The following is a 13,686-nucleotide window of genomic DNA, read 5'->3' on the forward strand; positions in this document are numbered from 1 at the left end:
TTATTATCCTAGCCAATGCTAAACATCCTAGCCGATCCTAAGGCAACTCCCCTTCTTTGCCAATGTTAAAAACGTTTTTTGCCAGGTAACAGCTTCCAAAAGGCCTCACTGGGATAGTCTAGGCTCTTTTATGTTCGCTACTTTACTTACGCATCCCCCCTTGAAGTTGAGCTTTCTAGGAATGCTAACTTGCCTACGAACCCATATGCTCTACAGTACATAGAGCTGAAGGAGATAGACTGTTGCCCTTAAAACAGGCTGGTATCTTCCTGATAAGCTAATCTCCGCTTAGAATACTAGCTCTTGCGGCGAACTGACTCTCGATGAGGCGGCAAATTTGCTGGGCGGCTGTGCCGTCACCGAAGGGGTTTTTGGCTTGTGCCATGCGGGCGTAGGCTTGAGGGTCGGTAAGCAACTCCCGAGCCGCCTCCAGGATCTTTTCGGGGTGGGTGCCGACCAGGCGGGCGGTGCCAGCAGCAATCGCCTCGGGGCGTTCAGTGGTTTGCCGCAGCACCAGCACCGGCTTGCCCAGGGCAGGGGCCTCTTCCTGAATGCCGCCCGAATCAGTGAGAATGAAAGTACAGCGCTGCATGGCGCTTACCCAGCAGGGATAGTCCAAGGGATCAGTGAGAAAGACCCGCTCCTGGGATCCCAAGAGCGCTTGCAGGGGCTCCCGCACGACTGGGTTGGGGTGGAGAGGCAAAAGAATAGCCGTGTCGGGGAACTCAGCCAAAAGTTGCAGGAGAGCCTTGGCAATGGCTTGAAGGGGATCCCCCCAGTTTTCCCGCCGGTGTATGGTAACCAGCAAAACGCGATAGCGCTCCCAGTCTAGGCCGGGGATAGGACAGGGGATCCCAAGGGAAGCCACCTGCTGTAGGGCATCGATGACGGTGTTGCCCGTGCAGTAGATGGATCCCACCACGTGGCTGCGCTTGAGGTTTTCCACGGCCTGCGGCGTGGGGGCAAAGTGGAGGGTAGCCAACTGGGAGATGAGGCGGCGGTTGGCCTCCTCGGGAAAAGGGTGGTAAAGATCGTCGGTGCGCAGGCCGGCTTCCACATGCCCCACGGGAATGCGTTGGTAAAAAGCAGCCAGGGCGGCAGCAAAGGCTGTGGTGGTGTCACCCTGAACCAAAACCAGTTGGGGCTGTTTCCCCTGCAAGTAGGGTTCTAGGCCGCGCAGGGTGGCTTCGGTAATATCAGCTAGGCTTTGGCGAGGCCGCATGATCCCCAAGTCCCAGTCCGCCTGGAGGCCAAAAAGCCGCATCACCTGATCCACCATCTCTCGGTGTTGCCCCGTCAGGACGACCTCGGTGCGCAGGTAGGGACTGGCCCGCAGGGCCTGGATCACTGGAGCCAGCTTAATGGCCTCGGGCCGCGTACCCAAGATTACAGAAACCAGAGGAGGGGAAGCCATGGGATCAAGGGCAATGGACTAATCTGCTCCGGAGGGCCTTTGGTCGGCAGGGTTCTCAACAGAGACTATAGCCGCCCTTGTCGTGAAGACCTGCCCCACTTTAGCTCTGCCAACAGGCAACCTGGTGGCAGCTCCACCTCCACACGCCCACTAGAACAGATGAAGAGGGATCCTGCAGCCCCCGAAGTCGAAGCGGAGGAACAAGAATCCCTCCCTTTAGGTTAGGTTTTAACGATCTTCTTTCAGCTTTTATCGCACAAAATGATAGTAGAAATGTTGGCTGTGGGAGAAGGCAAAGCTACTGCTAGGCTTAAATCCACTCCATCTCGTCACAGATGAGAGTAAACACCGTTGCGCAAGTGGCCACCAGCAGCGAGAAGAGAAGGGGCTTGCCGTGAGCTATGCAAACCCCAGCAGCCAAGGAGGCGCCAACAGCAGCAGAAAAAGTGCGGCCTGCCCAATTACCCTTGGAGGGTTTGTCAAAGGGGTTAAACTTGTTAGACATTTCAACCCAAGAGAAGGTAAAGAGTGTTTCCCAGAGTCTGTTTCAGGCTACCATCCTCAGAGGCTATTTCGGCATGATTCAGAGCTGTTCTCAATATTTCTTCGCCTAGGCTTCAATCTTTCGTAAAATTGCACTCAGGCGCTCGTAACCCTCCCGCCGCAGCCAGCTCAACTGCCGCCCTGCCTGCACTCAAGGTCTGGCGGATGACAGCAGCCACCAACTCCTTGTTGGGAATGCCGTTGAGGCGCAGCAGGGTGTACAGAAACTACTCCCACATCTTGCCCTCAGAGCAGGAATAGGGACGGGCGCGGAAGTCGCTAAAACTTGGGGCTGCTGCTCCCGCTTCCCCCAGAGGGAAGGGGGGTGGGGAGATGGTTCGGGATCGCATCCTGCCTCCAATATGGAGCTCCTCCTAGGGTGGGCTGAGCCAGAGTTTACGCTAGCTCTGGTTGCTGGTGGCGGGCATGGGCTCGTTGCAGGGCCTGCCGCACTGCGGCAAAACCGGTTCCGCCGGGGCTAAGCCGCGCAGCCACAACCTGACGGGGATCGATGGCCGTAAAGATATCCTCCTCAAAGGCCGGGTGAAAGCTTTTCCAGCGCTCCAGGGGCAAGTCCTTTAACAGGATCCCTTCCGCAAGACAGGTGCGCACAATCCGCCCCACCAAGTCGTGAGCAGTGCGAAAAGGGACTCCTTTGCGCACCAGGTAGTCGGCTACATCGGTGGCATTGGAAAAGTCTGCCTGCACCGCGGCCTCCAGGCGCTGGGTTTGGAACTGGATCCCTTCTCGCAGGAGGATCCGCATCGCCTCTAGGCAAGCTTTGACAGTATCGACAGTATCAAAAAGCCCCTCCTTGTCCTCCTGCAAGTCTTTGTTGTAGGCCAGGGGCAGCCCTTTGAGGGTAACCAGCAGGGCTTGCAGATGCCCAAACACCCGCCCGGTTTTGCCCCGCACCAGTTCTGCCACGTCGGGGTTTTTCTTCTGGGGCATAAGGCTAGAGCCGGTAGCACAGGTATCGGTGAGGGCGACAAAGCCAAACTCCTGCGAGGCCCAGAGGACAATCTCTTCCGAGAGGCGGCTGAGGTGAACCATGATCAAGCTGGCGGCGGCGTGGAACTCTACGAGGAAGTCGCGGTCGCTCACTGCATCCAGGCTGTTGGCACTGATGCGCTCAAACCCCAGCAGATGAGCAACAAACTGCCGGTCGATGGGCAGGGAAGTGCCGGCTAGCGCCCCAGATCCCAGGGGACAGACGTTGACCTCCTCCCGCACTCGCCCCAGCCTTTGCCAGTCCCGCCAGAACATCTCTTCGTAGGCCAAAAGGTGATGGGCTAGGCTAACGGGCTGGGCCCGCTGCAGGTGAGTGTAGCCGGGCAGGATTGTCTCCACGTGCTGGCTAGCCAACTCCAGCAAAACCCCTCGCAGCTCCCAGAGAGAATGGCGGATGGCGTCAATTTGATCCCGCAGGTAAAGGCGCAAGTCGGTGGCCACTTGGTCGTTGCGGGAGCGGCCGGTGTGCAGCTTTTTCCCCACCTCCCCTACCAACGCTACCAGCCGGCGCTCGACGGCGTAGTGGACATCTTCAGCCTCTGGGTCAGGCTGAAAACTCCCCTCGGCTGCCTCTTTCTGGATCTGCTCCAGCCCTTGCCGAATTTGCTCCGCCTCTTCCCGGCTCAGGATGCCGCAGGCCCCCAACATCTGCACGTGGGCCAGGGATCCGGCCACCTCGTAGGGCAAAAGGCGAATGTCAAAGCTTATGCTGGCGTTGAAGCGGGCAATTTGGGGGTGTAGGGATCCCTCGAAGCGGCTGCTCCAGGGACGGGGGGTGGAAGGTGAGGTTGGCTCAGGCATAGGAACCAGCACCCAAAGAGATGGCTGCCGTGGAAACAAAAGCCTGCCTTGCAATGGCTAGAAGACCCCTGCCAAAGCCCACCTAGCCTTAGTGGGAGCTGGTGATGCTCTTGAGCATGTAGCCCGCCACCAGCCCTATCAGAAGCGCCCAAATTTGGCCTGATTCCACAAAGTTGTTCCAACCTTTGCGGATATCGCCCAGCACATCTTGGCGGAACACCTGGGCAACGATGGCCTTTGTCTGCAAGGCGGGCGGAGCTGGCAGGTAAGAGGAAGTGAAGTTCATGCCCATACCTCCGGTAAAGCTCAAGTAAAGACGGACAAATTCCCCCAGCTAGAGAGTACTGTAAACTCTGCGCGTCACACTAGGGCAGGTGAGGTTCCGTCCCACTAGCGCAAACGGTAGCCCTACCCTTGGCCATCCAACTCCAGACCTTCTGGAGCTAGGCGGCCTCAGGCTCCGGCAACACCTTCAGCACCACCAGGGTGGTATCGTCCACCGGCATAGGTCGCAGGGAAATTTCCTCCCGGAACAGGAGCTCTAGCTCCACCGCTGGCTCTGGGACAACAAAGTGGACTCCCTGGCGGCCTCGGAAAGCATCCATCTGCGCAAAGAGACTTTCCAGGATCTCCTCTGGCGACTCGTAGCAGCTGGCAGCCCGCTGGATAGCATCCATTAGACCGGCAGTCTCCAGCCGCTCCCCGCGGGTATTGGCAACCTCAATATAGCCATCGGTGTAGTAGACTACAACATCTCCTGGCTGCAGTTGCACACAGCTTTCTGAGTATTGGCTGTGCTCCTCCAAGCCAATCAGCGCCCCTTCCGTATCCAAAGGCTGAATCTCACGGGTGCGGGCCTGCCACCAGAGGGGAGGGTTGTGGGCGGCGTTGCCAAAGCACAGGCGACGGGAGCAGGGATCGTACTCCGAGTAAAACAGGCTGATAAAGCGACTGGAGTTTTTGAGATCGCTGTACATGGCCCGATTGAGATGTTGGAGAACGCGGGCCGGCGAGTGGCCGTTAAGAGCTTCTGCCCGCACCATGGCGCGGGTCATGCTCATGAGCAGCCCGGCAGGTACACCTTTGCCCATGACATCCCCAATGACAATCGCTAGGCGAGAGTCTGCGGAGGGCTCAGGCGGTTCCGCCCGGTTGCTGGCCGGCTCTGCAGAGGCAGGCCCCCTCGGGATCTTGATGAAATCGTAGTAGTCGCCCCCCACTTTGCTGGCTACGCGGCAGCGGGCTGCCAGTCGAATGCCCCGAACTTGGGGGTATTGGCGGGGCAACAGTTGGGTCTGGATGTAGGAGCCGATCTCCATTTCTTTTTCCAGGGCCATTCTGCGGCGCAAGGCTGTCCGCAGGCGCTCATTCTCGATGGCTACACCCGCTTGGTCAGCCACTAGGCGCAAAAGTTGCTGGCGAGGCTCGGTCCAGTGGTAGTTGGGCTGGCGGCTGAAGACGTACAAGCGACCCTGGACAGAGTTACGGATCAACAGCGGCGTGCCAAATAGGCGCCCATCCGGCCCCAGGCTCTGGCGCAGACGCTCGTCCAGAAGATGTTCAAGAGCTGGGATCTTCACCGCCAGGGATCCCTCTAGTTTGAGAAGAGGCTCCTGAGCAGATAGGGCTTGGGCAATCTGCTCCATCTCGGCGCGAATCTGCTCGCGGCGCTCGAGATCGAAACAGTGCAGTTGATCCAGTTGAATAGTGCCGTTGGGGTTAAACAACACCAGCGCTCCCCCCTCAGCCCCAGTGAGTTGGCTGGCCACAAAAGCCGTGAACTCCAGGATCTGGTTGAGGTTATTGAAGGAGCGCAGGGCAAAAGCCAATCCTCCCAACAAGTACAGCATCGACTGCTGGTCTGCCCCCGCTTCAGCTTTGTTGGCCCGACTGGGCAAGAGGGCTGGCGGCTCCTTCTCCTTGGCAGTACCAAGCCTAGAGCGGGGATCCTCCTGCCCTGAGCTGGGAGTGCTCGGGTCGGTTGTGGACGGCAGCGAGGCAGGCAGAACTTTGGGAGGAAGCAAGGAGTCCGACCAGGACAAACCTGCCCGCCCGGCGGGCGGCTGGGCCGGTAAAGCTTTTTGCGGGCTGTGCTCCTCCATGGGGAAGGTAGAGCCAATCCCTCAGCAACATAACGATGCAGTCTAGCAAAGATAGTACAGGCTCTACCCCGTCTTCTCCCAAAGGCTCTGCTTGAGTTAATGTTGTCGAGGTCATTGGCGGCTACGCCCTTCTGGGCTGACGGGATCCCTGACACACCTCTCGGTAGAGCTGTTCCAGGCGGCTGAGGTTGTGGCTGAGGGTGTAGCGCTCCAGAACCCGTTGGCGGGCTTTCATCCCCAGCAGTTGGGTAAACTCCCGCTGATCCCGCAAGAGGGGCAATAGCGTTTGCAGCTCCACCGTCACTCGGCTTGGATCCAACAGGATCCCGGCTCCGTCCGCCAGAACCTCGCCATCGGCGCCGACGTCAGTGGCCACCGCCGCTACCCCACAGGCCATTGCCTCCAACAGCGACAAAGACAGCCCCTCGATCAAGGAGGGGAGAATGAACACGTCGGATCCCCGCAAGATCTCAATGCGCTCCTGCTCGTCGGCAACATAGCCCAGCCAGTAGATCCCGTGCTGGCGGGTGTAGAAAGGCTTGAGGGTATTGAGCAGGGGTCCATCCCCCACAATGAGCAGGCCGCACTTTTCCCCCATTTGAGCCTGCTTCCAGGCTTTGAGCAGGGCCTCGACATTCTTTTCCGGCGAGATCCGCCCTTGGTAGACGAAGACCCGCTCTAGCCCTAGCCGCTGCTTGAGGGTGGAGGGCCCTGGCGAATACTTGTCAACATCGACGCCATTGGGAATGACCACCACCTGCTCGCTGCCCACCCCCAGTTTGACCAGGATCTGGCGCTGCGTTTCCGAGAAGACGATGGTGCGATCGTAGTGGGCCAAACAGGGGGCATAGAGCTGATAGGCCAAGTATTGGGTGCGGGAGGCGATGTTGCGCCGCCGTCGGTCAAAAGCTGGGTGGAAAGTGGCCACTAGGGGCTGGTTGAGCTCAGCACAGATCTCGGGCAACGCAAAATCAATGGGCGAAATGGTCAAAGAAGCATGCACCAAATCCGGCTGCAATTCCCGCAGGGCTTGCTCCAGCAGCCGCCGGGCGTTAGGAGCCGGGATCGTGTAGATCTGCGACTTGTAGAGACAGGGCAGAGAGACATCCCGCCCCTCCAGCTCGGCACGCCAGTTGCTCCCCGGACGGGATCCCCCCTCAGCGGCGGCCTCTTCGTTGGTGAAGTGGAAAAAGCTCACCTGATGGCCCCGCTCCAAAAGGCCGTTGGTTACCTCGCGGCTGTAGGTGACGTTGCCACAAAAGGGTGTTTTCTTGCCTATCCAGGCAATGTGCATGGGTGGATCCCTACGCTGCTAGAACGGTTAAACCTCCCATAAGGTTAGCAGACGCGGATCCCCCCTCTGCTTGCTGCCTGGGCATGGGAAAGCTAGCAGCAGCCCGACAGCAGGACGGCGCGTAGCTATGGGGCTGCTCCTAAGCTCTGCCTTGCCCTGCCGTCAGCGGCGCGGAGGGCTTGGGGAGGCCGGCACCGCTGCTGGGAAGGAGCAACTTAGCTAGAGCTGGCGAAGAAGTCAAGCCTCTCTATTCAACAAACTCCAGAAGTACATTCCTGCCGACGCATTTAAGACTGCCAGGGCAAGAAACGTCCAGGAAAGGCCCAGATAGGTTTCCGCTACCCCTGTCAACACCAGCGGCAAGCTGAGGGCAATGTTAACGGCATTGTTGAGCAACCCAAACACCTTGCCCCGCAGATGTTCAGGAGTTTCCTCCTGGAGCAGAGTTTGCATCGGCACCGCCACCAAAGCCCCCCCACACCCCAGCAGAGCAATCCAGGCTAAGCTGGGAAACAGCTTCCTCTCTGTCCACGACAAAGCCACCAGCGCCAGAGACAGCAGGAGGGATCCCAGCCCGCTCCAGGCCCGACGGCTTACTCCTCGGCCTATGTGCCCTACCCAAAAGGCGCCAATCCCCATGCCTAGGCCGGCAGCAGCCAGCAACACTCCAAACTGATCGGCTTCCAGCTCCGCCATCACCTCCGCCATCCGCACCGCCAAGACCGCCAGCGCCGCAAACAGCGAGTAGAGCACCACCATCTGCAGCAGGGCTGCGCGGACCAGGGGCATTTGCCCGATGTACTGTAGGCCCAGCTTGAGATCTTCCCAGAGATGGGGAGCTTCCCAGGAGCGGGAGTCTAGCTTCTCGTGCGGTTGCAACAGCAGCAGGAGGGATCCCGCCAAAAGGTAGGCTCCCCCCACCAACAGCTCTGGCCCCACCTCCCAGCCGGGCAACCAGGTGCGCACCCAACGCTCCGCCAGCGTCAACAGCGGCTCGCCAATGGCAAAGCCGACAACCAGCGAAGCCATCATCGTCGTGGTGTAAAGGGAGTTGGCCGCCAACAGCTCCCGCCTGGGCAGGATTAGCGGCAGAGTGGCCTGTTCGGCAGGGGCAAAAAACTGGGTCAAGACAGAGACGGCAAAGCTAATCAGCAGCAGCCCGCCAAAGCCCAAAGGGATCCCTGGCCAAAGGTCACGCCCCGCCGTCAGCCAGAGCAGCAGCGGCAGCAGCAGCACCAGGATGCCGCGCACCACGTTGGAGAGCACCAGCACGGCCTTCTTAGGCCAGCGATCCACGAATACCCCTGCCAAGCTGCCCAACAACACTGCCGGCAGGGTAAAGGCCAGCATAACCGCCGCTACCCAGCCGCTGATGGAAGCCCCCTCTGGCTGAAACCGCTTGGAGGTCACCCCAATCAGCAGCACCAACAACACCTTGTCGGCCAGCTGGGAAAACACCTGCCCCATCCACAGCAGCAGGAAATTGCGTCGGCCCAGCACGGCAGCGAAGTTTCCCAGGCCTGTCCCTGAGAAAGGGGGATCCGCCTGTTCTAGCTTCTCCGTTGGGCTGTTCTCTTTGGGATCCTCGGGAGGCGGCTCTGGCAAGGGATCCCCGGCTGGGCCTCCTGGCAAGCTAGAGGCAGGGCTTGTTATCGGCTCAAGGGGAGAACCCAGCTCCTCTGACTTCAGCGTCTCCATAGCCGCTGTTGACACTAAGTAGAGCTCTGCTCCCTCTTGCAGCCAGTCCCTTCGTTGTTCCCAAGTCATGGTGCCCCCGCCCAGCCTATCTCCCTCTCCCACCTTTCCTGCTGCCCGACAGCCTTGCTGCTGCTGGAGCGGGAGAGGTGCCCTAAGCCCTAATCTTAAATTTTGACCTAGCCTGCAATCAAACCCGCCTCCCCGGCCACCGCTAGAGCAGCTCACCCCTCGCCGCCCAGCGTGTCCTTCTGGGCGCGGCAAGGTGCCAAGGCAGCAATGGGGACAAGCCCCTCAGCTTTCCGACAACGACAGGGAGCGCAAGGGATCCGGAATCGACTCACTGGGGGCCACAAAGCTGCCCTTTTCCACAAAGCCAAGGCGCACCGCCAGCCAGCGAATGAAATTCTCGTTAGTCGAGACCACTGCCCCCAGCGGCTCCTTCAACTTGTTGCGCAGGGGTTTTAACTCGGGAGCTTCCATGAAAGCTGGCTGGGGCACCCAGTGGAAATCAATGGGGCGATGCTGCTCCGCGTAATGTCGCCGACGCTCCTCCAGCACCTCCTCCAGAGGTTCAGACCGCAAAAAATCTAGACTGCCAACGATGAAGTGATAGGTAGTGGGCTCAGTGGCAGGCATACATTCGGAGCTTTCCTACTGCGCAAAGGATAGAACCTAGCTGCCAAAGTCCAGCTTCTTAAATTCAGCCAGTCAGTGGGTGGCCTTGAGCAGATAGGGGGCCGGGTCGCGAGAGCTACAGCGGGGCTGACAGGCCTCCAATTGCTGGAGGACAGGCAACCGTGCCATCACCTCCTCAGGGGGCATAGGGTGTTCTGCTGCCTGCTTGAGGGTAGCAAGAGCCTGCGCTGCCCATTCCCGTGCCCAGGGGGGAGTTGAAGGAGTCTCCCCCTGCTCCAGCAGCTCCTGGCAGAGGGCTGTCGACCGTTCCAAGTCGCCACTGCCCTGATAGGCCATGACCAGAGCCACTCGAGCCAGAGCACATTCCTCTGGGTCTAGCTTAGGACGGCTGCGCTCCCCCTGGCGCGGCGAGCTTCCTTGAATCGAGCAGCAGTAGCAGAAAGACTCAAGAAGGTTGATCGCCTCTAGGTAGCGCTCCTGCTTCAGTGCAGTGATGCCGGCACGGAGGGATCCATGAGGAGGAGACATGAGCCTAAGTAAAGAGATGAACGCTAACCACCTTCCCGTCCATGGTCTTGGTGGCCTGGCTTCGTATCAAGTTTGGTGTCTGCTACTACTATACCCCTAGGTAGACTACTGCGAATCTCTTCTGAAGCTTTTGGCAAGGGCGCTCAACTCTTACGGGCCAAGAGGTAAGTGCTAACGTAGTGGGTTTCTCGGCGCAACACCTTACAGCCTGCCTGCTGCAGGCGCGCTCCCAGATCGTCGCGGATGTAGTCGCGGTAGTAGGGCTCGTGGAAGGTTTGCGCAAAAGCTTCCATCGTCTCCTCCAGCTCCGGCGAATCCAGCAGCTGCACCGAGTCGCAGACGACAACCACGCCCCCTGGCTTCACCACCCGGCTGATCTCGTTGAAGACATTTTGCCGAACTGGGCCAGGCAGCTCGTGGAAAAGAAAAACGCTGACAACTGCATCGAAGAAAGCGTCAGCGTAGGGCATGGCCTCGGCGTTAGCGCGAATAAGCTGCGGCAGCTCCCCGGGCAACTCCTGCAACAGCCGGTTGGCCTTGCGCAGATAGGCAGGAGAAAGATCCAAGCCATACAGCGCCGCCTTGGGCAGGGATCCCCGCAAAAGGCGCAGCATCCGCCCTGTGCCACAGGCTACGTCGAGGATGTGGGGAGCAGATAGGTTGGGATCGAGGGCATCCTTGAGCAGGCGGATCACCCGTCGCCGCATCGCATCCGCCGTACCCCCAAACAGCAACTCCACCTGCAAGTCGTAGAGCTCAGCCGAGCGATCGCTCAGGTAGCCGTTGGTTTGGTAGTGGAAGTTCTGAAGGTAGTATTTTGGGTAGCCCTCTGTGGAGATGTCTGGAGAAAACTCTTGGTAGCGCCGGCCGTGTACCCGTCGGGCAATCTGGGGCAGTTCCAACCACACCGCTGGGTAATAGCGGGCAAAGTCCAGCCAGGGGTTGTCGAAGAGAAGCGCGTGAGGGTAGTAGCCTGCTTCCGCATCTTGCCAATCAACTTCTAGAAGTCGCTCGTAGCGAGCCCGCAACTCCTGCAAAGTGGCTGCGCTCACCTTCACCCGCTCCCGCGGTGGCAGAGGCTTGCCGGAGACAAAGCTCTGCAGCTCCCTGAGGGCAGAGAGCATCAGTTCGGCAGCTTGGGTGGAGAGGACCTTGTGGGCAAAGCCGAAGAGGTTTTTGCCCCACTGAAAGGCACGGTAAGCAGCCTCCCCCACCGGCGATGGGATAGGCAGCGACAGCTCGGGGCTTAACTGGAAGCTCATGACCCTGCCAGTGCAAACGGGTTCTTAACGTTTGTTTACAATGCGATAGTAGATTATAGCAAGGCGGCCAGGGTGGGCCGACAACCGCTAGGCGGCAAGAGAAGCCGGCAAATTGGATCCCGGAGCACAACCTCCGCCAAGCAGGAGAGTACTCTAATGGTGGGTTTCCACTTGCCTCCTGAGCTCAAGGAAGGGGCAGATCCGGCTGAACTGATGGGAAAAGCCATGACGACCAAAACGGTGTTGGTCATTGACGATAGCATCATGATCCGCAAGATGGTGGCCAGCATCCTGGCTGACCATTTCCAGGTGCTGGAGGCTAAAGACGGACCGACGGGCTTGGAGGTCGCCAAAAAGCATCACCCCGACCTGATCCTGCTGGATTTTGTCATGCCCAAGATGGATGGCTACGACACCCTCCAAGCCATCCGCCGCGAAGACAGTCTGAAAAATACCCCCGTTATCATGATGTCGGGGATGAAGGAACAAGTAACGGCCCGCATCCCTGAGCCTTTTGTCGACTTCGATTTTATCGAAAAGCCGTTTGAAGCGGAGACTCTTCTGGCTCAAATCCAAAAGGCCCTGCAGGTGACTCCTGCAGCGGCAGCGGAAGCGGGATCGGAAACCAACACCCAGTTGCTCTTGAACAAGCTCACCGCCATCGAGACGCTGCTTATCCAAGGTACGGAAAACCTGATCCAGCGGGAAGTAGTGACGCGGCTTGCCCACCTCAACCAGCGCCTAGATCGTCAGGAGTCTCACAGCGCTAACCTAGAAGAGCAAATCCGTAAGCTCACCAGCGAAGTGGAACGGCACAGCCAGGGCTTAGCCCTAATCGTCAAAGAGCTGCGGCATATCCGTAAACTGTTGGGGGGTCTTGATGGCTGAGCAAAGCTTTGAGCGCGCCTACCGACACCTGGATGCGGTGACGGCCCTGTTCGTGGCGGTGCTGCTCATCTCCAACATCGCCTCGGCCAAGATCGTGCTCTTGGGGCCCTTTACCTTCGATGGCGGCACCATTCTTTTCCCCCTCAGCTACATTTTCGGCGACATCCTCACCGAGGTCTACGGCTATGCTCGCTCGCGGCGGGTGATCTGGCTGGGGTTTTTCTCGGCAGCCCTGATGTCCGTGACCTTGATGATCGTGGGATCCCTGCCGGCAGCCCCTGATTGGCTCCACCAGGAAGCCTACGACCAGATCCTCGGCCTTACCCCCCGCATTGTGCTGGCCAGTCTAATTGCCTACTGGAGCGGCAGCTTTGCCAATGCCTATGTGCTGGCGCGCCTGAAGGTGTGGACCCGGGGACGCTGGCTGTGGACGCGCACCATCAGCTCGACCCTGGTGGGCCAAGCAGTGGATACGGGCCTGTTCATTCTCATTGCCTTCTGGGGAGTTTTTCCGAACCTAGTGAGCCTCATCCTCTCTAACTACGTGTTCAAGTGTGGTGTCGAAGTGGCCTGTACGCCCCTTACCTATGCCATCACTGGCTGGCTGAAGCAGCAGGAGCAGGAGGACTACTTTGACGTGGCAACGGACTTCAACCCTTTCCGAATCCAGGTTGTATCCAAATAAAGCTGCTCCCTTGCCAGGCGGGCCAGGGAGAGGGATCCCAGTTTTGGTATATTGACGTTCTCCCAGCCCTAAGGGGCGGGGATTCTTTCTCGCTTATCGCGAGCTACGCGGACGCACCGGCGGGGCTGCCACTGCACGCCCGTGGGGGACGCCATAACCCCAACTACTGAGCCTAAGCCCAGATGCTTGCACTGGATGTTGATGTCGGCTTATAACTCGACTATAGTATTCCAGGCTATACAACGCCACGAGTAGGCGGCTCATCCCCAAGACTAAAAACCAGGGCCTGCGCCGCTTAGCCTGCTGGTCAGAGCGTTATCCCAATCTACCCTGCTGCCGGTGCGCAGCGAGCTAGATCAGCAAGGAGCCGCCCGGTGTTGCCGGGAGCCTTTATCCAAGACAAGACTTTTGTAAGGGATCCGTAAAGAAAGATGATGCTCATTTTCCAAATCGCTCTGTTGGTGTTGGTGCTCTACAGCTTGCTGTTGGTGGTGGCGGTGCCGGTGCTCCTTAGCTCGGCCAGCGACTGGAGCCGGGCCAAGAATGTCCTTTTGGTGGGATCCCTGCTCTGGGTGCTGATGGTGCTCGGGGTGGGGGTACTTAGTTTCTTGAAGTGATCCCTCCAGCGGGATCCTTCGACACCCATCCCCCAAGCTTCTGGATGTTGTAGGGCATTAGGGCGGCGAAAAAACTGCGCATTCCCGCACCCGACTGAGCTCTGGGCGCTCTCGTTAGAAGGGCTCTTCTCTAGTCCTTGATTCACTGGACAATCAGCCACTTTGTGGCATGACCAACCTCCTGCCTTGACGGAGATGGGCTGAGCT

General features: G+C 59.0%; 13 protein-coding genes. 3 read left to right on the top strand and 10 right to left on the bottom strand.

Annotated features, from left to right (window positions below; all coding sequences use genetic code 11):
- Nucleotides 1-277 precede the first annotated feature (277 nt).
- The 10 genes from wecB to NW807_RS11520 form a co-directional block, all read right to left on the bottom strand.
- A complete protein-coding gene (gene wecB, locus NW807_RS11475; protein WP_414405403.1) occupies nucleotides 278-1,414 on the bottom strand; it encodes a non-hydrolyzing UDP-N-acetylglucosamine 2-epimerase in 1,137 nt (378 codons plus the stop codon).
- Nucleotides 1,415-1,724: 310 nt separating this feature from the next.
- Nucleotides 1,725-1,919: a hypothetical protein gene (locus tag NW807_RS11480; protein WP_414409645.1), complete on the bottom strand. Its 195-nt coding sequence runs from the start codon at nucleotides 1,917-1,919 to the stop codon at nucleotides 1,725-1,727.
- Nucleotides 1,920-2,353: 434 nt separating this feature from the next.
- Nucleotides 2,354-3,769, bottom strand: a complete 1,416-nt coding sequence (gene argH / locus NW807_RS11485; protein WP_414426171.1) for an argininosuccinate lyase — start codon at nucleotides 3,767-3,769, stop codon at nucleotides 2,354-2,356.
- A gap of 88 nt (nucleotides 3,770-3,857) precedes the next feature.
- Nucleotides 3,858-4,055: a hypothetical protein gene (locus NW807_RS11490; protein WP_414405399.1), complete on the bottom strand. Its 198-nt coding sequence runs from the start codon at nucleotides 4,053-4,055 to the stop codon at nucleotides 3,858-3,860.
- 157 nt (nucleotides 4,056-4,212) lie between these two features.
- Nucleotides 4,213-5,619, bottom strand: coding sequence for a PP2C family protein-serine/threonine phosphatase (locus tag NW807_RS11495; RefSeq protein WP_414409648.1), 1,407 nt, complete (start codon nucleotides 5,617-5,619; stop codon nucleotides 4,213-4,215).
- Nucleotides 5,620-5,992: 373 nt separating this feature from the next.
- Nucleotides 5,993-7,165, bottom strand: a complete 1,173-nt coding sequence (locus NW807_RS11500) for a glycosyltransferase family 4 protein (protein ID WP_414426172.1) — start codon at nucleotides 7,163-7,165, stop codon at nucleotides 5,993-5,995.
- 237 nt (nucleotides 7,166-7,402) lie between these two features.
- Nucleotides 7,403-8,932: an MFS transporter gene (locus tag NW807_RS11505; RefSeq protein WP_414426173.1), complete on the bottom strand. Its 1,530-nt coding sequence runs from the start codon at nucleotides 8,930-8,932 to the stop codon at nucleotides 7,403-7,405.
- Between the two features lie 222 nt (nucleotides 8,933-9,154).
- The gene (locus NW807_RS11510) at nucleotides 9,155-9,499 is read right to left on the bottom strand and encodes an MgPME-cyclase complex family protein (RefSeq protein WP_414393331.1); all 345 of its coding nucleotides are present in this window, start codon (nucleotides 9,497-9,499) and stop codon (nucleotides 9,155-9,157) included.
- 72 nt (nucleotides 9,500-9,571) lie between these two features.
- The gene (locus tag NW807_RS11515) at nucleotides 9,572-10,027 is read right to left on the bottom strand and encodes a hypothetical protein (protein WP_414426174.1); all 456 of its coding nucleotides are present in this window, start codon (nucleotides 10,025-10,027) and stop codon (nucleotides 9,572-9,574) included.
- Between the two features lie 143 nt (nucleotides 10,028-10,170).
- Entirely contained in the window at nucleotides 10,171-11,289 is a 1,119-nt protein-coding gene (locus tag NW807_RS11520) for a class I SAM-dependent methyltransferase (RefSeq protein WP_414426175.1), read from the bottom strand.
- A 156-nt stretch (nucleotides 11,290-11,445) separates the two neighbouring features.
- Between NW807_RS11520 and NW807_RS11525 the strand changes: the two genes are divergently transcribed.
- The 3 genes from NW807_RS11525 (at nucleotide 11,446) to psbZ (ending at nucleotide 13,479) form a co-directional block, all read left to right on the top strand.
- On the top strand, nucleotides 11,446-12,177 hold the full coding sequence (locus NW807_RS11525; RefSeq protein WP_414405394.1) for a response regulator: 732 nt from the start codon (nucleotides 11,446-11,448) through the stop codon (nucleotides 12,175-12,177).
- A complete protein-coding gene (locus tag NW807_RS11530) occupies nucleotides 12,170-12,862 on the top strand; it encodes a queuosine precursor transporter (protein ID WP_414426176.1) in 693 nt (230 codons plus the stop codon). Before NW807_RS11525 ends, NW807_RS11530 begins: the two co-directional genes overlap by 8 nt.
- Nucleotides 12,863-13,296: 434 nt before the next feature.
- A complete protein-coding gene (gene psbZ / locus NW807_RS11535; RefSeq protein ID WP_414393323.1) occupies nucleotides 13,297-13,479 on the top strand; it encodes a photosystem II reaction center protein PsbZ in 183 nt (60 codons plus the stop codon).
- The last annotated feature ends 207 nt before the right edge of the window (nucleotides 13,480-13,686 follow it).

Source organism: Synechococcus sp. R70.1 (assembly GCF_047461675.1).
In the GTDB taxonomy this organism is placed as follows: Bacteria; Cyanobacteriota; Cyanobacteriia; order Thermostichales; family Thermostichaceae; genus Thermostichus.